The sequence below is a fragment of the Streptomyces sp. NPDC020731 genome (assembly GCF_044334705.1).
In the GTDB taxonomy this organism is placed as follows: Bacteria; Actinomycetota; Actinomycetes; order Streptomycetales; family Streptomycetaceae; genus Streptomyces.
Genome location: NZ_JBIRTN010000011.1, coordinates 240,558 through 262,047, shown reverse-complemented (window position 1 = coordinate 262,047; position 21,490 = coordinate 240,558). Strand labels below are relative to the sequence as shown.

Below are 21,490 nucleotides of genomic sequence, written 5' to 3'. Positions count from 1 at the left end.
GCAGACTGTCCCGGCCTTGGCCAGAATCATAGACATGCGGGGCGTGAACATGTCGGCGAAAGCTGCGGTCGGTATTCCGGCGGAAGCGCGGTGTTACGCCACGTTGGCCAGTCCGGCCATGACGGTTTGCAGATGCGTGGCCGCCCCGGGTGGCACGGGCACGGCGGTGGTCGGTACGACGGCCACCAGTCGGAACGTTCCGCCGGGGGAGTGCCGGCTCTCCAGGGTGCCGCCGAGGGCGGTCACGCGCTGGGTGAGATTGCCCAGGCCACTGCCGCCCTCGCGCGACGTACGGCGGACCGCGCGGGTGGCGCCGTCGTTGATGACCTCCAGCCGTACGGTGCCGGGTCCGCCGGTCAGCAGGACGGCGCAGTGTGTGACGTCGCTGTGCCGCAGCATATTGGTGACGGACTCCCGCAGGACCGCGGCGAGGGCGGTGCCGGCCTCACCGCGCGACGGCAGCGCGGTCACCCGGAGCGTGACGTCGATGCCCACGGCGTTCAGCAGCGAGGCCGCGGCCCGCACCTCGCTGAACAACGGCAGTTCCCGGTAGCCGCGCACGGCCATCCGTATCTCGACCATCGACTGCCGTGCCGTACGCAGGAGTTGGTCGGTCTGCGCGGCGGCCAGCTCCGGGCGGGACTGGAAGGTGCGGTGCAGCAGTTCGGCGCGCATCGTCAGCGCCGAGAGGGTGTGGCCGAGCAGGTCGTGCAGATCGCGGGCGAAGCGGGACTGCTCGTTCTGGACGGCGGCCCGGGCGAACTCCTCCCGGTACTGCCTGAGATGACGGACCACCAGCATGGTGCTGGAGAGGGTGAAGGCCATGAGTCCGGTGAGCAGGAGACCGAGAGCCATGGAGAGGAGATGGACGGGCGAGCCGTCCGCGCGGGTGGCGGCGACGGGGCCGGTGATCACCACGAGTGCGAAGAGCGGCCAGGCGTACCGGGCCGGCAGCACCAGCGGCAGGGTTCCCGCCAGATAGCCGGCGAGGACGCAGAACTCCGCGTCGAGCACCTCGACGGACAGCGCGACGATCAGGAACTGGCAGACGAGCGCGGCGGCGCCGCGGGCCGGCCTGCCGTCACGTCCGGAGCGCTGTGTGACGAAGACGCCCACCTGGAGCGCCAGCAGCACGCCGGCCAGCAGCGGAACCACCACCACCTCTGTCGCGGGGTGGGTTCTGTCCCTCAGGGCGCTGTGGACCAGCACCGATACGGCGAGCGTGGCGGTGATCAGCAGACCCAGCAGACGGCTGACGCCCGGCTGACAGAGTCCGTTGGCGCGACAGGATGACAACAGCTGCATCACAGATCCCCTGACCCCCGATTCGAAGTTCTTCCTCAGCGGTTTCGAGCGCGGAATTCACCGGCCGGCCGCCGCTCCCGGAGGAACGGCGGCTGAATCTACGGGGTCGCCGAGCTGGGAGTCCGGTCGGGTTCCCGTTCCGCGGTCGTCGGGGCCGGTGTGTCCTGTCCGGGCCGCGGGCGCGGAATCGCGAGGGCGCACAGGGCACCCACGAGGACCACGGCGACGCCGATCCAGATGCCCGGCTTCATGCCGTCGACGAAGCCCTGAGCCGTACGGTCGTCGCCGTAGTGCACGAAGACGCTGCTCAGGATGGCGGTGCCGAGGGCGCCACCGATCTCGCGGACGGTGTTGTTGGCGCCGGACGCCTTGCCCCGGTGCTGCGGCCCGACCGAGCCCAGCACCACCGCCGCGGTCGGGGCGAAGACGAGGCCCATGCCGATACCCGCGACGACCATGGCGCCGACCATACGTGAGTACGGGGTGTCCGACGTGGCCACCAGATTGATCCAGGCCAGTCCGATCGCCTGGAGGAAGAGGCCGAGGGCCATCAGCCGTCCGCCGCCCACCTTGTCGGTCAGGGCACCGGCGACCGGCGCGACGAACATCGGCATCAGGGTCCAGGCCAGGGTGAGCACACCGGCTTCCAGAGGGGTGCGCACCGGGGCGATCTGGAAGAACTGCGACAGCAGGAAGATCGACCCGAAGACGCCGAAGTACATGCTCGCGGAGACCAGGTTGGAGAAGACGAAGGCCCGCTCGCGGTAGAAGGACAGCGGAAGCAGCGGGTGGCTCGCGCGGCGCTCCCACAGCACGAACAGGGTCAGCAGGACGGCGCCACCGGCGAACGCCGACAGGATGACGCCCGAACTCCAGCCCTCCTCCTCGCCGTTGACGATCGCCCAGACGACCGCGAGGAGACCGGTGGTGGCGAGGAGCATGCCGAGCAGGTCGAGCCGGGTGCCGGCCAGCGAGCTCTCCTTGAGCACGGAGAACACCAGCGGGATCGCCACCAGGCACACCGGGACGTTGATCCAGAAGATCCACTGCCAGTCGAGGCCGTCGACCACCGCGCCGCCCACCACGGGCCCGAGCGCCACGGCCAGGCCGCTGACCGCGGACCACAGTCCGAGGGCCAGGTTGCGCTTCTTGTCCGGAACCTCCTCGGCGAGCAGCGTCAGCGAGAGCGGCATCACGGCCGAGGCGCCGAGCCCCTGCAGCACCCGCATGAGGATGAGCTGCTCACTGCTGTCGGCGAGGCCGCAGCCGATCGAGGCCAGGGTGAACAGGGCGATGCCGGCCACGAAGACCCGGCGCCGGCCGAACCGGTCGCCCAGGGCCGCCCCGGTCAGCAGCAGACAGGCGAAGCTGAGGACGTAGGCGTTGACGAACCACTGCAGGTCCGCGGTGGACGCCTCCAGGTCGACGGCCATGGTCCGCAGCGCGGTCGACACCACCAGGTTGTCCAGCGCGACCATGAACATCGGCACGCTGCACGCGACGATGACCAGCCATAAGGGCCGCCGGCGGTCCCCGCTGCCCGGGACGGAGGACCGGGGCACGGCGCCGCCCTCCCCAGTATTGATTGTGCTCATGACAAAACCTCCATGGTGCGAACCCGCGTGAGGGTGGAAAAGGCCGGGGTGGGACGAGGGGGGAGGGAGGGGTCAGGTGGCGTGGCCGCTCTGGGCGGCGTCCTCGCGCGCCTTGACGTCCAGCCGCCGCTTGGCCTCGTCCCAGGTGATCGGCAGTTCGGCGGAGTCCGCCTCCCAGTAGACGAAGGTCGAGCGCCGGCAGGCCGACCGCGACGCCCGCATCGCCTCGCCGTGCGGGTCGGTCTTCGCGTACGTGTACAGCGTGCCGCGGTCCTCCCAGGCCGACAGGGTGAAGAAGGTCCGCCGGAACGGCTGTGCGACGAGAGAGGCTCCGTACACGCCGCGTGCGGTCTTCACCTGGCTCCAGGAGCGCAGGGAGTGGATCAGGAATCGAGGCACGTCCGACAGGGACTTCAGCTCGAAACGCGACGCCATGACGAAGACCCGCGTGTGCGGGGGTGCGGGGTGAGGGGTGATCCAGCCGAGAGTCGGCATGCGACGCCCACCTTCCTGGAGAGACCGGCTAAGCTCATAATGGATAGTAGCGCGATCCGTTATCCGTTATCCAGTGGGTACCAGAACGTAAGTGGAGTTCGATGAAGATCTCGGAGCTCAGCCGCCGCAGTGGGGTGTCCATCCCCACGATCAAGTACTACCTCCGGGACGGTCTGCTGCCCCAGGGACAACTGACCACGGCGGCCAACCAGGCCGACTACGGCGAGGAGCACCTGCGGCGCCTGCGGCTGATCCGCACCCTGGTCGGCGTGCGGCGGCTGTCGGTGAGCGCGGTGAAGGAGATTCTGGGCGCCATCACGGAGGAGGGCGACCTGCACCAGATCTTCGGCATCGTGATCGACGCCCGGCCGGCCACCCAGCTGCGGAAACAGGCACAGGAGGAAGCCGCCGGGGGCGAGACGGCAGGCGTCACCGACGCGCGCAGGCTGATCACCGAGATGGGCTGGGAGGTGTCCCCCGGTACCGCGGCCGTCCAGTCCCTCGGTGACGTCCTGGACGCGCTGTCCGACGTGGACTCGGACATCGACTGGCGGTCCCTGCTGCCGTACGCGCGGCTGACGGACCGTATCTCGGAGCTGGACGTCAAACAGATGAACGGCGCGTCCGGCCTGCTGGAGCTGGCCGAACGCGCCGTTCTGGTCTCGGTCCTCCTGGAACCGGCCCTGCTCGCCCTCCGCCGCCTCGCCCAGGAGGACAAGTCGGCCCGCCTGTTCAGCGGCAGCGCCGACGGGGAAGGGGCGGCGTGAGAGGGATCAGGACAGTTCGCCGATGAGCCGGGCCGCGGCGGCCGCCCCGGCCGAGAACGCGGCTTCGTGGGAACCGATCAGGTCCGGTCCGAGCTCCTTGGAGTGGAAGTACGACCCGGCCAGCTTCACCCGCGTGCCCTCGTTCGCCTCGTGGATCACCGACTGCCGCTCGCGCAGCGCCATGTCGATCACCGGGTGGGTGTAGTCGAACTCGGCGATCACCGTCCCGGGGGCGACCGGACGCGGCGGGTCCAGGGTGACGAAGTAGTCCTGCTCCGCCGTGAAGTCCTGCAGCCGGTTCAGGTAGTACGTGACGAAGCAGCGGGTCTCGCCGTCCGTGCGGACCTTGCCGTAGTTCCAGGCCAGCCAGCCCTCCCGGTCGGTGGGCATCAGCGACGGGTCGGTGTGCAGCACCACCTTGGAACGGCTGTAGCGGATCCCCTCCAGCGCCGTCCGCTGCGCGGGGGTGGGGTTCTCCAGCAGGGCGTGGGCCTCGTCGGCGTGGGTGGCCACGATCGCGTAGTCGAAGGACGTGGTGCCGGACGCGGTGGTCACGGAGACACCGTCGGGCCCCTGCCGTACGGCGGTGGCGGGCTCCGAGACCCGCAGGTCGGGGCCGGTCGCGGCGAGCGCCTTGCGGACGTAGGAGATCGAACCGCCGCCCACCGTGCGCCAGTCGACGCGCCGGCCGCCGAGGCCGCCCTCGTCGTGGCCGACGAAGAAGGCGATCACGGTGGCCGCCGGCATCTCCCAGACCAGCTCCGCCGGCACCGACCAGACGGCGGAGCAGAGCATGATCAGGTAGGAGTGGCGGAACTCCTGGCTGTATCCGCCCCGGTCCAGGTAGGCGCCCATCGACATGTCGGCGCGCCCGCGGGCGAAGTCACGGCGGCTCTCCTCGTGGAAGCGGCGCACCTCCCGCCAGACGTCCGGGAACCCGGGGTGGCGCTCGGCGTAGCGCTCCTCGACGGCCGCCTCGTCGAGTTCGAGTTCGGCGGTGCCGTACTCGAGGCCGCTGTCGAGGTCGAAGAAGGTGAAGCCGCCGGGGTGGGCGACGGTCTCGACCCCGAGGTCGTCGAAGAAGCCGCACAGCTGGGGGTAGAAGCGGCGGTTGAAGACGATGAACGCGGTGTCCAGACCGATGACCCGGCCGTTCTCCTCCACCTCCACGGTGTGGGCGTGGCCGCCGGGGCGGTTCTCGCGTTCGAAGACGGTGATCCGGGCGCGGTCGCGCAGGTGGTAGGCGGCGGACAGTCCGGCGGGGCCGGAACCGATCACGGCGACGGTCGGCGGGGTGTGCTGTGGCATGGGAGGTCCTTCCGAGTGCGTAACGGTCATCAGGGAGTCAGGGGGCGGGGTGTCCCGGCAGCGCGGGGTCCGCGCCCAGGTCGTGGTGGTGCGGTGGGGCCGTCCCGCCGTCCACCGCGACGGCCAGCAGATGGCCGGAGACCGGGCGCAGCAGGTCGACGCGCCAGCGGCGGCCGGAGGCCGGGCGCCGTACGTCGGTCACGGTGAACCGCCCGGAGCCGCAGGGGTCGAACCGCAGCCCCCGCACGCCGTGGGCCAGTCCGGTGCCGAGCCCTTTCACGTAGGCCTCCGTCAGGACCCACAGCTCGCTCAGGGCCGTGAGCCGGTCCGGGGCGGCGGACAGCGCCGCCCGCTGCGTGTCGTCGAAACGGTCGTGCAGCAGCCGGGCCGTGGTGCGGTCGAAGGGCACCCGCTCCACGTCCACGCCGCAGGCCTGCCCCCGGGTGACCACACAGGCGATCAGACCGTCGGTGTGGGACAGGTTGAAGCGCAGACCGCCGTGGTCCTCCTCGAGTTCCGGACGTCCGTACCGGGTGCGGACGAAGCGCCAGGTGTCCGCCGGCAGCCCGGTGCGGGCGGTGAGCGCCGTCCGGCACAGCAGACGCCCGCCCAGGAAACGGCGGCGCGCCTCGGGCGTGCGGAGCCGGTCGTGACGCGCCCGCTCCTGAGGGTCCAGCAGCTCCAAACCACCCAGGTGGTGGGCGAGTTCGGGCACCTGCTGCTCGGGCAGCGTCCACAGGTCGGCCATCGGGGCGTCAGCGGGCCTCGGCGCGGCGGACGTCCTCGGTGGACGCGGTCCGCTCGGCCAGGGTGATCGGCCAGTGGGACAGCAGCCGGTTCTCGGAGTGCAGCCGGACCAGCAGGGCGAGCACCTCGTCGGCCGCGTCCGGGTCCCGGTAGGGCTCGTACGGGGCGAACCGCAGGCGCAGCCGCTCCAGTTGCAGCAGGAGCAGCGCCGCGCTGGGCAGCGGGTCGGCCATGACCCCGTGCGAGTGGACGTAGGTGTGGACGCACGCGGCGGCGGCGTGCACCAGGCAGTACTCCTGCGCCAGGTCGAACAGCTCCGCCGAGTGGGCGTAACCACGGCCGAGGTCCGCCTGCAGCACGCGCTGCCGCTCCCGCAACGGACCCAGCCGGTCCAGCAGTTCACCCGCGATGTCGGCCGCCAGCAGCAACCGGTCCCGGTCCTTGTCGGTGGCCTTCTCGGCGAGCGCCCGCAGCCGGTCCAGGGAGTCGGGGGCGGCCAGCACCGCGTCGTCCATGCCCCGGCTGGAGAGCTCCTGCTCCGCGGGCCGGTACCTGGGCAGCTCGGTGTCCATGCCGTACAGCACGGCCACGCGTTCCGCCGCCGCCTCGCGGGTGCCGGCCTCGGCGGTGAGGGCCTGCTGGAGCAGCGAGGGCAGCTGGTGGCCGATGTTGCGGAGGTTCACCACCGTGTTGCCGTCGGCCATGTTGGTGACGAGGAGGTCCCGCAGCATCTTCTGGTGCATGCCGAAGCGGGGGTGCGTGCGCAGGAACACCCGGGCCCCGAGCACCACGTTCAGCCGGGACAGGGTCTCCTCCAGCAGCGTCGGCACCACGTACTTGGCCACCGACGACCACACGCTCACCTGGGCGGGGGAGGCCTGGAGGCTGCGGACGGCGCCCAGGCACACCGCGTCGGCGATCATCAGCTCGGCGAAGGACTCGGCGAGCTGGCGCCCGGTGTACGGCACCTCCACGACGGGGCGGTCGAACAGCACCCGGTCCTGCGCGAACTCCAGGGCCGTGCGCAGCGAGGTGTCCACCCCCGACAGGGCCAGACTGAGGATCACCAGACGTGCGGTCTGGCTGGTCTTCAGGGCGATCTCCAGGCCCTGCCCCTCGGCGCCGATGCGGTCGGAGTCGGGGACGAACACGCCGTCGAACTTCAGGCCGCTGAGGTCCAGGGCCCGTACGCCGTGCTGCTTGACGGGGTGGGTCTCCCGCACGGTCTCGGGTTCGGCCCGCCACTTGTCGACGACGAGGATCGAGTAGTCCCCGGCGCCGCCGCGCGGCCCGGTGCGGGCGAAGACGACCATGCGGTCGGAGTAGGTGGCGTTGCCGATCGGCCACTTCTCGCCGGTGAGGCGGTAGCCGCCCGGCACCCGCTCGGCGACGACCTCGTTGTTCAGCAGGTCGCTGCCGTGCGCGGCCTCGGACAGCCCCCAGGACAGGCCGACGCCGCCGTGGATGTCGTCGATCTGGCGCCGCTTCTGCTCGTCGGTGCCGGCGATCCACACCGGGGTGAAGGCGGCCTGGGTCAGACCGAGCGCGATGGCGGTGGCGCCGTCGCGGCGGGCCACGAGCCGCATCAGGGTGAAGCCGGTCTCCGGGTTGCCGGCCTTGCCGCCCTGTTCGGCCGGGAGCCCGTAGTCGAGGAAGCCCCAGCGGCGCAGCATGCCGACGAAGGCGTACGGGAAGGTGTCGTGCTCGTCGTGGTCCAGCACGGCGGTGAACGGCATCCGGCTCGCCGGGTCGTGCGGGTCGCCGAGGTACTGCTCGAACCGTCGGGCCAGATCGGTCAGCTCGGCCTGGGACATCAGGAGGTCTCCATCGGGTCGTACGGGCGGGAGGTGACGGGGGCGAGGGGAACGGGCAGGGCGGTCATCAGCCGGTTGCCCTTCCGCAGGGCGTCCACGGTGTCGAGGGCGGGCAGCAGGTCGGGGCCGTGGCGGCGGGGGTCGATGCCGCCGGCCCGGGCGAGCAGGAAGGACAGGACGGCGGTGAGCCAGCCGGACGCGCCCGGCTCGTCGCCGTACAGCGGCCGGTGCCGGTTCGCCCACCACAGGTGGACGCACGCGGCGGCGGCGTGCAGCCAGGCGTAGCGCTCGGCGACGTCGACCAGGGCGTTGGGGTCTCCGCCGCGCCGGCGGGCCGAGGCGGCCTCGGCGCCGAGCGAGGCGACGGCGTCGGACACCCGGCGCACCAGCGCCGCGGCGCGCGGATCGGTGAGCTCCGCGCGGACGGGCCCGGCGATCCCGCCCAGTCCGGTCAGTACGGGGTCGGCGCCGCGGACGACCAGGTCCAGCCGGGTGGGCTCGTACGGCGGCAGTTCGGCGTCGAGGCGGAAGACACGGGTGAGGGTGTCCGGTCCCGGCTGCTCGTGACGGCCGGCGAGGGTGGGGATCTGGGCGGCGTAGGAGCGCAGGTTCGCCAGCGGGCTGGCGTCGATCACCCGCACCACCGCCGTGTCGCGCTGCAGCTTCTGGAACAGCCCCGCGCCCGGCGCCCCCTCCCGCAGCACCGAGCGGGTGGCGAGGACGCCGGCGCAGCGCCGCACCAGTTCGTCGCACGCCTCGGCCACCACGTGCTTGGCGGCCGGCGCCCAGACGCTGAACACCTCCGGCACGACATGCACGCCCCGGGCGGCGGCCAGCGCCACCGCGTCCGCCGCCAGCAGTGCCGCCGAGGCGACCGCCAGCTCCCGGCGGGAGTGCGGCGCCTCGACGAGGGGCGTGCCGGCCACCTCGCGTGCGGCGGCGAAATCCAGGGTCAGACGCAGTGCCGTGTCCGCGCAGCCGAGGCTGCCCGCCATGCTCATCAGGCGTACGGCCTGCTGGGCGAGGATCGCCACCTCCAGGCCCTCGCCCACCTTGCCCACCAGGGCGTCCGCCGGCACCGGCACCCCGTCGAAGCGCACCCGCGCGGTGTCCACGCCCCGCATGCCGCCCGTGCGCGGGGCGGGCTCGCGGACGAGCCCGTCGGCGCCGGGGTCCAGCAGGTAGGCGGAGAAGGCGCCGGGGCCGCGCTCGCCGGTGCGGGCCACCACGTAGAGGGCGTCGCAGCGCATGCCGTTGCCGACCATCCACTTCTCGCCGTGCAGCCGTCCGTCCGCGTCCAGCCGCACCTCGCCCGCCAGCAGATCGCTGCCGTGCGCGGCCTCGGTCAGGGCGAACCCCACCGAACCCCCGCCGGTCAGGATCCGGGCCACCCGCTCGCGCTGCCGCTCGCTGCCGTGCAGCTGGAGGCAGGTGGCGGCGATGATGCCGAACATCGTGCCCGGCATCACGTTCACGTCCCGGCGGGCCGCCGCACGCACCAGGGTCAGCCCGCGGTCGAACGAGTCGAACGCCCCGCCCCACTCCCTCGGCAGGTAGTTGAGGTGGAAGCCCGCCGAGACCAGCGCGCGGCACAGCTCGTCGGGATGGGCGTCGGCCTCGTCACGGGCGACGGCCGCGGCGAAACCGTGCGGGTTGGCCGGGTCCCCGGGGTCCCCGAGCAGTTCCTCGACCTCTTCGGGTGTGGGTGCCTGGCTCATCGGGCGGCCTCCGTGAGGACGGCCGGCTCCAGCGGCACCGGGCGGTAGTCCGCCACGGACGTCGGGAGGGTGACGCCGGCGGTGGCGAGCTGGGCGATCCGGGTGTGGAAGGCCGCCCCCCGCATCAGGTGGTGGGCGACGTCGGCGACCGTCCGGTTCTCCGGGGTCTTCAGATAGCTGCCGGACACCCAGGCGTTGAAGCTGCCCATCGCGGGACCGCACCAGATCTGGTAGTCGGCGGCCCGGTCCCGCTGTCCGGTCACCGCCCAGCGGGAGGCCATGCCCAGGTACCAGCGGAACACCAGCGCCATCCGCCGCTTGGGACTGTCGGCGGCCCGGCGCAACTGGTCCGGGTCGCGCCGGCCGAAGTACTCGACGCACTCCTCCCAGACGTCCTCCAGCGGACGCCGGAAGACCTGCGACTCCAGCCGCTCGCGCTGCACCGCGGGCAGCGCCTCGATGCCGTCGTACGCCTGGTACAGCTGGTAGAGCTGGGCGGCGCGCATCGGGAACATCGAGCCGCGGCGCAGCACCTGCAGCTCGACGCCCATCTCGAACATGTCGGCGGCCGGCGCCATCACACAGTCCGTGACCTCCGCCTGCGCCAGCAGCTCACGGGTGGCGGGGGACGTGCCGGACTCCAGGCACGACTGGTTGACCGAGCCCGTCACCACGTAGGCGGCGCCCATCGAGAAGGCGGCGGCGACGGCGGCCGGGGTGCCCAGGCCGCCGGCCGCGCCGACCCGGACCGGGACGGCGTAGCGGTGCTCGTGCTGGATCTGGTCGCGCAGCCGCAGGATCACCGGGAACAGCGCCAGCAACGGGCGGCGGTCGGTGTGCCCGCCGGAGTCCGCCTCCACGGTGATGTCGTCGGCGAGCGGCAGATGGTGGGCGAGCTGCGCCTGCTCGGCGGTGATCGATCCGTCCCGCAGCAGGGCGTCGACCATCGCGGTGGGCGCCGGGCGCATGAACCGCTCGGCGGTCTCGGACCGGGACACCTTGGCGACGATCCGGTGCCCGGCCACGATCCGGCCGGACGGCTCACGCCGCAGCCCGGCCAGCCGGTAGCGCACCAGATGCGGGGTCAGGCCCAGGAAGGCCGAGGCCTCCACACACCGCACCCCGTGCCGCAGGAACAGCTCGACCGCCTCCCGTTCCAGCCGCTCCTCGCTGGGACTGTGGATGAGGTTGACGGCGTACGGCAGGCCGGGGATCTCGGCGGCGAAGCGGGCCAGGGCCTCCTCGATGGTCTTCGGCAGCAGACCGGCCGCGCCGAACGAGGCGAGGAAGCCCTGCCGGGCCAGCGCGATCACCAGGTCGGCGGAGGCGATACCGCCCGCCATCGCGCCGGCCATGTAGGACTGCCGCACTCCGTGCGCGGCACGGAAGGCGGCCGAGCCGAGCCGGTGCGGCGGCAGGGCGGGGGCGGCGGCCAGTACGGCCGGTCCGTCCCCGCCGGCGGCCGCCGTGCCTCCGGCGGCCGCGCCGACGCCCTGCGCCGTGGACACGATGAAGCAGGGCTGCTCCAGCTGGGCCAGGACCTGCTGGATGCCGGCCGGGTCGGTGCTCGGATATCCGCCCCCGTACCAGCGGAGCGTCTCGGGTGTGGTGCTCATGGACAACACGGCTCCTTGGCTGTGCCTGCGGTCAGTCGGCATCCGGACGGACCTCGATGGCCACGTCGGTCAGTTCGTAGATGCGCAGCCCCGGCTTCCACAGGTCCGCGTCGGCGATCAGCAGCAGCCGGCCCGCCTCCTCGCGGACCTCCTTGACGTGCACGTCGAAGAAGAGCTCGCGGTCGTCGCGCAGGATCTGCCCCCGGTACTTCCAGGACATCTCCACGTCGGTGGCCAGGGCGAAGCGGGGCCGGGTCATGCCCTGGGCGAGGCCCCGGTCCAGGACGAACAGGCGCAGCGCCTGGAGCACCGCCTCGACGCCCAGCGAGCCCGGCATCACCGGGTCGCGGTGGAAGTGGCAGTCGAAGTACCACTCGTCGGGGCGGATGCTGCGGTACCCGTGGACGTAGCCCGCGCCGTGGCGGCCTCCGTCCGCGACCAGGTCGACCCGGTCCACCAGGTCGAAACGGCCGCCGGGCAGGTGCAGCCGGCCACCGGAGGCGTCGCGGAACGCGGGCGCGTCCGGGCCCAGTTCGATCCGCTTCACCCGCTCCGGCGCCGGCTTCTCCTCCTCGATCCAGGTCGGCTTGTAGGTGCCGCTGTCCAGACCCACCTGGTTGGCCAGGGCGGACTCGCTGAAGTACCCGAAGAGCGACTCGCCGGTGTAGAACACCTCGCCGTCCGCGGACAGTTCGTAGGAGAAGTTCTGCAGTACGGCACCGGACACCACGCTCGTCATCAGCAGCTTCGAGCGGTGCCGGACGGTCTTGCCGCGCAGGTCGATGTCCTTGACCAGGGTGGCCCGGCCGTCCAGGTTGCGGATGGAGTACTCCTCCTGCGGCTCGCGCAGCGTCGCGCCCAGGTAGTAGCCGAGGAAGATCGCCGCCTGCAGCGAGCTCTCCATGTACACGCAGTTCGGCATGTACGGCGCGGAGTTCTGGAGGTAGTACCAGGCGTCGTCCGGCGAGTCGTACTCGGTGACCATCTCGGAGCCGGGGCTCAGATCGCCGCGGGTGCCGGTGAGTGACATGACCCGGTCGACGAACTGGAAGTCGCCGTTGGGGATGTAGGGCGCCCTGCTGGTGCGGTAGATCTCGAACTCCGGGCCCATCGCCATGTCCAGCAGCCCCTTGGCTGAGTGCGCCAGGTGCAGCTCGTTGATCATGGCGGGCTCGCCGTCGCGGTTGCGGCGCCCGAGGAACGCGGGGACGCCGCCGGTCTCCGGCCGGTACGGGGTTCCGGGTTTCTCCACGATCTGCAGACCGAGGTTCTGCATCCGCACCACCGGCTTGTCACCGAGGTAGATCAGGACGTCCGCGATCACCGTGGGCCGGGGCAGCAGGGTCAGCTCGGTGACCTCCACCTCGTAGCGGATCTCGGCGTCCTTCGGGGTGACCTGGCCGCGCACCTGGACGTCGATGCGCCGGTCGGTCACCGTCTGGAAGCGCGCGTCCGGCAGGGTCAGGTGCATGCCCTGGTGCATCAGGTAGATCTGCAGCATCTGGATGGCGCCCTCGGCGATCAGGGAGCCGGCCAGTACCGGGTCGTCGGGGAAGTGGCAGGTGAAGTACCAGGCATCCGGCTCCAGATGCTTGACGGCACTGATCGAGCCCAGCCCGCACGGCCCGCCCTTGCGGTCGACGGTGACCTCGTCCACCATCCGCAGCCGCGCGTCCGGCAGCCGCAGCGCCGGGTTGATGCCGGGGTCCTGCGCGTGTTCCGGGCCGAAGACGTCACCGGGCCGGCCCTGGGCGAGCAACTCCAGGTCGGCGGAGTCGAGTCGGTTCTTGCGGGCCTGCGCGAGGGGCTTGAAGGTGCCCTTCGGCAGGGCGGCGCGCCGGGCCCGGTCCTGGTCGGTGATGACGACGCCGAGCGGGGTGTCCAGTTCCTTCTTGCTGAAGAACCCGGCGCAGGCGTCCCGGAGTTCGAGGATCAGCTCACCGTCGGCGTAGCAGTCGTAGCTGAAGAAGAAGATCGTGGTGTCGCCCTGGTGGACGAACCGGTCGATGGAGATCTCGTAGCGGAGCGTCTGCCCGGTGGTGGGCAGTCCGCCGCGGAAGGTCAGCGAGCTGTCGAGCAGCCGGTAGACCCGCTCGCCCTTGTTGCGGAAGTCGATGCCCAGGTAGCCGACCAGCAGCAGGTCGCACTGCCCGGACTCCACGGTCACCGCCGGCGGCACCCCGCCGTCCACGGCGTACCAGGCGTCCTCGGGCACGTCGTACTCGGTGGTGATCCTGGCCGGTTCGAGGACGCCCGGCTTCGCGTCCAGTGCGGTGACGCGGGTGACGAAGTGGTACGGCGGGGCCGGCAGCCGCACCCGGGCCTTGAAGGTGTCGATCTCGGCGAACTCGGGGCCGAAGACCTTGGCCACCGAACCGGTGGCGAACTCCAGCAGGTCCGCCTCGTTCCAGATCACACCGTCGGCCGTGTCGCTCCCGCGCGGTGCCGCGGGCAGCGCGGAGGGTGGTGCGGCGGGTGGTGCGGCGGGTGGTGCGGCGGGGAGCGCCGGCGCGGCGGGCGGGGCGGGTGCGAGGGATGCGGCGGGTGCGGCGGGCGGGTTGGGCGCGGGTGCGCCGAGCAGGGCCTCCGTGCGGTCCAGGGTGGCCGCCTGGAGCACCCGGTGGGTCTCCATCACCACGCCGTGCGCGGCGACGATCTCCCGGCGCAGCTCCCGCACCAGGTCCGCGGCGGGTCCTGTGCCGGTGCGGGCGGCCGTCGGCACGGGCGTGCGCGACGGGTCCGTACGGTCCGGGCCGGCGGGTGGTTCGGCGGTGGCGGCCGGGGCGGACGGGGACCAGGGCAGGGCCGTGGCCGGCTCCCCGTCGAAAGTGATGACCTCGGACATCTCGAGGGTCGGGTCGGCGGGCATGGCGGCGGGCACCTCCGGCGGGACTGACGGGACTGTGACGGCTGGTTCGGGCCGGCCGGCGGACGGCGCCGCGGCGACGGGACGAAGGGCGGACAGGGCCTCGGCCGCCTCGCGGGCGACACGGTCCGGGATGGGCTCGCCCAGACCCACCCGGGTCATGGGCAGACGGCGGGGCGCCGCCGCCGGAGCGGGCCGCGCGGCCCGCTCCGGCGACGACAGGGCCGTCAGGTCCACCGGCAGTCCGTGTCCCACGAGCCGGGCCACGAGCTGGGCGAGCGGTGTCGTGGCGGACACCCCGCGGCGGTCCACGCAGGCGGCCATGTGCGGCGCGTCGCCGAGCGTGTCGCGGATCCACCGCGAGCAGGTGGCGCCGGGGCCCACCTCGATGAAGTAGCGGTAGCCGCGCTCGTACGCCGCGTGCACCAGCCGCGGGAAGTCGATCGTCGAGCGCAGGGTCGTCGCGATGCGCCGCGGCGACTCGGCCAGCCGCTCGGCGGGCAGCGGCCGGTAGTCGTACGCGCTGAACAGCTCCAGGTCCCCGAAGGAACCGGTGGGGTAGTCGTTCAGCCGGGCCAGACCGTCGAACTCGGCGTCCACCACCGGGCAGTGCATGACCACGTTCACCGGCGAGCGGGCCGCACGGCAGCCCACCTCCTGGATCAGCGCCCGGCACTGGGCCGGGTCACCGGCGATCACCAGCTCCCCCGGCGTGTTGACGTGGGTCAGGAACACCCGGTCGTGGCGGGTGAGCGCCTCGCGCACCGGTTCGGCGGGGGAGAGCAGGATGTGGGAGGCCCACACGGACGAGTCGGGGGTCTCCCCGGGCAGCCCCCACGCCTCGCGCACGGTGCGGCGCGGGCCGCACAGCCGGTCCTGGAAGACGGGGCTGTCGCTGATCAGCGAGTCGCTGCGGCCGGCCGGGTCCCAGCCGCCCGTCGCGAACAGCATGCTCGACTCGCCCAGGCTGTAGCCGAACCCGCCGTGCGCGGTGATGCCCAGCACCTCGCGCACCAGGGCGGTGTACAGGATGGCGAAGCTGGTGCCGGTCGCGAGCATGAACGGCACGTCGGCGCCGAGCCGTTCCTCCAGCAGCATCAGATCGCGCCGGGTGAGCGCCTCACGGGTCCGCGGGTACAGGTGCGCGGCACGCAGCATCCGGGCCGGTTCGGCGGCCTGTCCCTCGAAGCGGTCCAGCAGGGCGGGGAAGGCCCGGAAGAGGTCCGCGCCGAGCCCCGGGTAGCTGTTGAAGGCGCCCGGGTAGACCAGGGCGACCCGCCCCTCGGGGCCGAGCGGCCGGGGGGTGAAGAAGGAACCGGCCGGGGTGGCCCACTCCCTGCCCTCGGCGTGCGCCACGGGCACGTCACGGACCATCGACTCCAGCTGCTTCAGCAGCTCTTCGCGGTCGTGGCCGACCAGGACGGCCCGCAGCCGCCGGCCGTCGAGCCGGTCGGCCGCCTCCCGCGCCAGGGCGTGCGGATCGGCGCCGTCGTCGAGCAGCGCGCGGTACCGTCCGGCCTCGGCGACCAGCCCGTCCGACGTGTCCGCGCCGACGGCCAGCAGGACGGGACCGCCCGCCCGGTACCAGTCGGTGGTGGACCGGGGCCGGTCGGCGCCGGGCACCGAGGACAGCACGAGATGGGCGTGGGAGCCGCCCGCGCCCAGCATGCTCACCGCGGCATGGCGCCGGGTCCCCGCGCGTTCGCGCAGCCAGGGACGCGAGGTCTCGGGCACGTGGAAGGCGGAGGCCGCGAAGTCGTCGGCGAGGTCGTCGACGGGGCGGCGCCAGCCGCGCGTACCGGGCAGATACGCGTGCCGCAGACACAGTACGGCCCTGATGAGACCGGCGATCCCGGCCGCGCACCCGGCGTCGCCGAGCTGCGCCTTCACACTGCCCAGGGCGGTGCTGCCGGTGCCCGCGCGATAGACCCGCGCCAGACCGGCGATCTCCGCACGGTCCGTGTCCCGGGTACCGTCCGCGTGGGCCTCCAGATACCCGACGTCGGCGGCGCCGATGCCGGCCTGCTCCAGGGCCGCCCGTGCGGCCCCGGCCAGCTCCCCGGCGTCCGCCGCGGGCAGGTCGCCGTCCGCCGGCGCGTACCGTACGGCCATCCCGTCGATCCGGGCGTGCACCCGGCCCTTGCTCCCGGCCGCGTCCGCGCGGGTGACGACCAGGGCGCCGGCGCCCTCGCCGACCCGCCGGCCGCGGTCGCCGTCGTTGAACGACAGTCCCGGCCCGGCGACGAGGTCCGGCCCGGTCAGCAGGTTCTCCGCGGAGCCGGCCAGGTCGACGGCGCCGACCAGCACCGCCTCCAGATCCGGGTCGAGCAGCAGCAGCCGCGCGACCTCCAGGGCCTCGGCGGTACCCGTGCCGTCGGCGGAGAGGGTGAAGGACGGGCCGGTCAGGTTCCACCGGGAGGAGATCCGCCCGGCCATGACGTTGCCGATGTAACTGAGCACCTCGTTGGCGCCGATCGGGTCCACCACGGCGTCCCGGGAGATCGCGGCGAGCGCCGCCCGCTGCTCCTCGGTGAGCTCGACGCCCGCCTCGTCGAACTCGCGGCGCAGGAACGCCCCGAGCCCGTAACGGCTGAGCCGGGCGTGCGTGTACGGCTCGATCTCGGTCACCACGACCACGGCGACCCGGCGCGGGTCGGGGGTGTCGCCCACCCCGGCGCCGAGCCGGTAGCCGGCGTCGCGCAGCGCCTCGTCGGCGACCTTGGTCATCAGCGCGTGCTGCGGGTTGTAGATGCGCAGGTCGGACGGCGGGACCCGGAGCTCGACGGGGTCCACCTCGACGCCGTCGACGAACGCCCCGTGCGGTGCGCCGCCGGTGAGACCGGCCTCCTCCAGGGTGCCGCCGTCGGTGCGGTCCAGGCCGCGCCAGCGCTGCTCGGGCAGCGGACGCAGATCGTCCTCGCCCCGGTGGACGGCGCGTTCGAAGTCGTCCAGGGACTCGAGCGACCCGAAGTACGCGCCCAGGCCCACCACGTCCAGCGCGGGCGGCACGGCCGGCTCGGCCGGCTCGGCGGGGTCGCCGTGGGCGACGGAGGCGGCGTCCGAGAGCACGACGTGCGCGTTGGTGCCGCCGAACCCGAACGCGGAGACCGCCGCCCGCCGCGGGCCGGGTCCCTCGGGCCAGGCCCGCGCGGACCGCACCAGGACCGGTGCCCCGACCCGTCCGTCGGGGGAGGTGACCGGCTCCGCCACGCCGATCGTCGGCGGGATCGTGCCGTCGTCCATGGCCAGGACGACCTTGAGCAGACTGCTCAGGCCGGCCACCGTCAGCAGATGCCCGATGTTGCCCTTGACCGAGCCGAGCAGCGGCACCTCGCCGTGCGCGCCGAAGAACTCGGCGACGGACTCCGCCTCCGTCGTGTCCCCGATCGGCGTGCCGGTGGCGTGGCACTCCAGGTAGTCGATGTCGGCCGGGTCCACCCCGGCGTCCGCGTACGCCCGTGCCAGCGCGTCGAGCTGGCCGCTCTTGCGCGGTACCAGCGGGTGGCGTCCGGAGCCGTCGTTGGACAGCCCGATGCCGTCCACCACGGCGTGGACGCGGTCCCCGTCGCGCAGCGCGTCCGCCAGCCGCTTGACCGCGACCATGCCGGCGCCCTGACCGGTGACGATGCCACCGGAACGACGGTCGAAGGGCTGGCTGAACCCGTTCTCCGGATAGGCGTGCAGATCGGAGAACGACAGGTGGATCAGCGTCGGATCGGGGGCGCAGACCCCGCCCGCCAGCACCAGGTCCGCCTGCCCGGAGGCGAGATGACCGCACGCCAGGCTGAGCGCGTACAGCGCCGACGAGCAGGCCGCGTCCAGGCAGTAGCGGGGCCCGCCGAGGCCGAGCGCGGCGGCGGTGACCGCGGCGGGCGATCCGCTCACCCGCAGGTTCTCCGGGACGACGGCCGTCCGGTCGATCAGCGGGCGGGCGCCCGGCAGCCCGGCCAGCTCGGGCAGGTCCGCGCGGCGCAGCCCGGCCAGCACGGCCTCCTGCGCCAGCGGGACGCTGACCTCGGCCGAGGCGGGCGTGGGGAAGGAGTAGTTGCCCATCACCAGGCCGGTACGGGCCAGTGTCTCGGGCCGTTCGTCCACGCCGCAGTCGCGCAGCGCCTCCCGGGCCGCGTACAGGGACCAGTGGAAGATCCGGTCCAGCCGGGAGAGCCGGCCGGGGTCCAGCCGGTAGCCGGTGGGGTCGAACTCGAAACCGGTGACGAACCCGCCGCGACGGGAGGTGATGCGGTGGCGGGGGTCGAGGTCACGCTCGTCGAGCGCCTGCCCGAAGACCTCCTCACCGCCGTCGCGGCGGCTGTCCGCGCCGCGTTGGAGGTTGTGCCGGAACTCCTCGGGAGTCCGGGCGCCGGGGAACAGGCAGGAGATCCCGACGATCGCGTATCTGCTCATGACAGGGAGAGGTTCCTTCCCGAACGGGGGATCCTGTGGGGCGGGCGGCGGCGAACCGCCGCCCGCGCGGTACGTCCGGCACAGGCCATGGTCAGCCCGCGAACTTGGCAGCCAGCTGCGGGGCCGAGACCACGGACACATCGGTGAACCGGGCGAGGACCCGGCCGTCAGGGGCACAGGCGGTGACGGTGAGCCGGGAGTCCGGGCCGTCGTGCCGCACCGGCTCCACCACGACGAGGAACGTCCCCGGCGAGGTCAGCGGCGCGTGCAGTTCCACTCCGCCCACGGCGAGCGGCAGCCCGGCGGCGGACCGGAAGCGGCGCACCCAGACCAGCGCGGCCTGGAGCAACAGGTCCGCGGGACCCGCCGAGTACCAGGACGTGGCGGCGGCTTCCGCCGTCGTCGCGACGGGCTCGCACTCCAGCACGAGCCGCGACTCCTCCTCGGCGAGCACCCGCCGCAGTCCGCGCAGCGCGGGCCCGTGGAAGAGCGTCCCGTCCTCGTACAGACCGGCGGCGTCCCGGCCGGTGCCCGGTGCGGGCAGCCCGGTCAGCGGGGCGGCCGGTGCCAGGGGGGTGCCGGTGACCACCGTGGCGGCGTAGTGCGGCCGTACCGAACCGTCCTCGGTCACGGACCGGACGGCCACCTTCACCTCGCCGTCGGCCGGGGTCATCACCACGCGGCACTCCTCGGGCCGGGTGCCGTCGAAGACGATCCCCTTGTGCACGGAGAAGTCGCGCAGCCGGACCGCGCGCCGCCCCTCGGCGTGTTCCACCGCGCCCAGGGCCCAGCCGATGGCCACGGCCGCCGGCAGGACGGGCACCGAGTCGATCAGGTGGTCGGCGACGAGCGGTGTGCCCTCCAGCTCCGTGAGCGACCGCCGTACGGTCGCCCCGGCGGCCGGCGCCGGGCGCTCCCGCGAGCTCAGCGGGGTCGTCGGGCCCAGCACCGTGACCGTGTCCGCCGCCCGCTCGGGGGCGAACTGGTCGGCGAACAGCCGGGCCCCCTCGGGTGCCTGGATGAGCGGGATGCCGCGCTCCTCGAACACCGCCTTGATCTGCGGGGACACCATGCCGCTGTCCCAGGCGCCCCAGTTCAGCGAGGTGACCCTGGCCTGCGGCAGCCGCCGGCGGGCGGACGCGGCCCAGGTGTTGAGCACCTCGTTGGCCATCGCGTAGTCCGACTGCCCCTGGTTGCCGAAGAATCCGGCGACCGACGAGAACAGCACCACGTGACGCAGGCGTTCGGCGGGCAGCGCGGCCATCACGGACCGCAGTCCGGCCAGCTTCGGGGCGAAGACCCGCTCGATCTCCGAGGCCTTCTTGTTGGCGATCAGCTGGTCGGCGAGGACCCCGGCGCCGTGCACCAGACCCGTGACCCGGTCCCGGTGCGGGGCGAGCACGGCGGCCGTCGCGGCCTGGTCGGTGATGTCCACGGCGAGGTACTCGGCCTTGCTGCCGGCCGCGTGCAGCGCGTCGAGCGTGGCCCGGATCTCGCGGCTGCCCGTCACGGCCGCCGCGAGCACCCCCACCTTCTTGGGGGTCGGCTTCTCGCCGGACGCCGTGAGGGAGGCCGCCGCGGCCGCCTTCAGACCGGAGTCCGGGACGCCACGCGCCCAGTCGGGCTCCTCGTCGAGCGGGGTGCGGCCGAGCAGCAGCATGTGCGGCCGGTGCCGTTCGGCCAGGTGGAGCACACAGGTGGCGGTGATCCCGCGCGCGCCGCCGGTGACGACGAGCACGTCGTCGGAGGTGGGCGCGCCGACCTCCGGGACGTCCTCGGCGAGCGGCCGCTCGCCCAGCGTCAGACCCACCCGGCGCGTCCCGTCGAGGCCCACCTGCACCGGCTCGGGGGCCGAGTCGGCGGCCTCGTCCAGCAGCAGTGCGGCCCCGGTTGCGGCGTCGAGGGCGGGGGAGAGGTCGACCGCGCGGCAGAACAGGGCGGGCGCCTCCAGCGCCAGCGTCTTGACGAGGCCCGCCACTCCGCCGGCCGGCGCCTGCTCCTCGGCGACCCCGGTGAGTCCGAAGGCGCCGTCCAGCAGGGTCGCGGTGAGGAAGGCGGCACGGCCGTGCTCCGCCGCCTCGCTCAGCGGCCGTACGACATGCCGGGCGAGGAGCAGCGAGTGGGCCAGCCGCCGTGTGCCCTCGGCCCATTCGGCGCGGGACTGTGCGGTGACGTCGACGACCAGGGCGATGCGGTCGGTGAAGATCTCCTCGACCTGGGCGGCGAGTTCGGTGGTGCCCCATCCCGTGAGGGCGTGGTCGTGTACGCCGGACGAGTGCGCCGGAACTCCCGGCAGACGCAGGGTGTGCACCCGCCGGCCGGTGCCGGTGAGCCGTTCGACGAGCTGTGCGGCCAGCTGCGAGCCGTCGTCCACGACGAGGGCGCCGTGGTCCGGGGCGTAGGCGTCGAGCAGCGGGTCGGGAGCGGGAAGTGTGACGAGCGCGGCCTGTGCCCGGCCGATGCGCGAGGGTTGGTCGGACGACGGTTCCGGCGGATGGTCCTCGGACGACCCGGTGGACGCGGCCTCACGCCGGGCGGTACGGGGCACACCCGCGCCCGCCACGAAGTCGACGATGTCGCCCAGGGTGCGCAGTTCGGCGAGTTGTTCGGGTCCTGCGGTGGTGATGGCGCCGAAGTGTTCCTGGATGACGCCCATGATTTCGACGCGTTTGATGCTGTCGATGCCGAGGTCGGCTTCGACGTCCATGGTGAGGTCGAGCATGTCGGCGGGGTAGCCGGTCTTGTCGGCGACGACCTCGAGGAGGGTGGTGCGGACGGTGTCGGCGTCGGGTCCGGTGGTGGGGGCCGGGGCCGGGGCCGGGGTTGTGGTGGTGGTGCCGGCGACGAAGGTGACG

11 protein-coding genes are annotated in these 21,490 nt (G+C 73.1%); 1 reads left to right on the top strand and 10 read right to left on the bottom strand.

Annotated elements, in window-relative coordinates; translation table 11 throughout:
- Positions 1-93: 93 nt before the first annotated feature.
- From ACH4VX_RS19455 to ACH4VX_RS19445, 3 genes are all read right to left on the bottom strand, one after another.
- Positions 94-1,305: a sensor histidine kinase gene (locus ACH4VX_RS19455; protein ID WP_398368630.1), complete on the bottom strand. Its 1,212-nt coding sequence runs from the start codon at positions 1,303-1,305 to the stop codon at positions 94-96.
- 98 nt (positions 1,306-1,403) lie between these two features.
- Entirely contained in the window at positions 1,404-2,900 is a 1,497-nt protein-coding gene (locus tag ACH4VX_RS19450) for an MFS transporter (protein ID WP_398368629.1), read from the bottom strand.
- Between the two features lie 72 nt (positions 2,901-2,972).
- A complete protein-coding gene (locus ACH4VX_RS19445) occupies positions 2,973-3,395 on the bottom strand; it encodes a DUF3291 domain-containing protein (protein WP_398368628.1) in 423 nt (140 codons plus the stop codon).
- Positions 3,396-3,496: 101 nt separating this feature from the next.
- On the opposite strand from ACH4VX_RS19445, the gene ACH4VX_RS19440 reads away from it, so the two are divergent.
- Positions 3,497-4,162: a MerR family transcriptional regulator gene (locus ACH4VX_RS19440; RefSeq protein ID WP_398368627.1), complete on the top strand. Its 666-nt coding sequence runs from the start codon at positions 3,497-3,499 to the stop codon at positions 4,160-4,162.
- Between the two features lie 6 nt (positions 4,163-4,168).
- Here the strand turns inward: ACH4VX_RS19440 and ACH4VX_RS19435 are convergent, their stop codons facing one another.
- The 7 genes from ACH4VX_RS19435 to ACH4VX_RS19405 form a co-directional block, all read right to left on the bottom strand.
- Positions 4,169-5,470, bottom strand: a complete 1,302-nt coding sequence (locus ACH4VX_RS19435) for an NAD(P)/FAD-dependent oxidoreductase (protein ID WP_398368626.1) — start codon at positions 5,468-5,470, stop codon at positions 4,169-4,171.
- A 37-nt stretch (positions 5,471-5,507) separates the two neighbouring features.
- Complete coding sequence (locus tag ACH4VX_RS19430; protein WP_398368625.1) at positions 5,508-6,218, bottom strand: 4'-phosphopantetheinyl transferase family protein; 711 nt, start codon at positions 6,216-6,218, stop codon at positions 5,508-5,510.
- Between the two features lie 7 nt (positions 6,219-6,225).
- Positions 6,226-8,031, bottom strand: a complete 1,806-nt coding sequence (locus ACH4VX_RS19425) for an acyl-CoA dehydrogenase family protein (RefSeq protein ID WP_398368624.1) — start codon at positions 8,029-8,031, stop codon at positions 6,226-6,228.
- On the bottom strand, positions 8,031-9,749 hold the full coding sequence (locus tag ACH4VX_RS19420) for an acyl-CoA dehydrogenase family protein (protein ID WP_398368623.1): 1,719 nt from the start codon (positions 9,747-9,749) through the stop codon (positions 8,031-8,033). Before ACH4VX_RS19420 ends, ACH4VX_RS19425 begins: the two co-directional genes overlap by 1 nt.
- On the bottom strand, positions 9,746-11,365 hold the full coding sequence (locus ACH4VX_RS19415) for a PfaD family polyunsaturated fatty acid/polyketide biosynthesis protein (protein WP_398368622.1): 1,620 nt from the start codon (positions 11,363-11,365) through the stop codon (positions 9,746-9,748). Before ACH4VX_RS19415 ends, ACH4VX_RS19420 begins: the two co-directional genes overlap by 4 nt.
- 31 nt (positions 11,366-11,396) lie before the next feature.
- Positions 11,397-18,635, bottom strand: a complete 7,239-nt coding sequence (locus tag ACH4VX_RS19410) for a beta-ketoacyl synthase N-terminal-like domain-containing protein (protein ID WP_398368621.1) — start codon at positions 18,633-18,635, stop codon at positions 11,397-11,399.
- Positions 18,636-18,726: 91 nt separating this feature from the next.
- A partial coding sequence (locus ACH4VX_RS19405) for an SDR family NAD(P)-dependent oxidoreductase (protein ID WP_398368620.1) occupies positions 18,727-21,490 on the bottom strand: 2,764 nt, incomplete at its 5' end.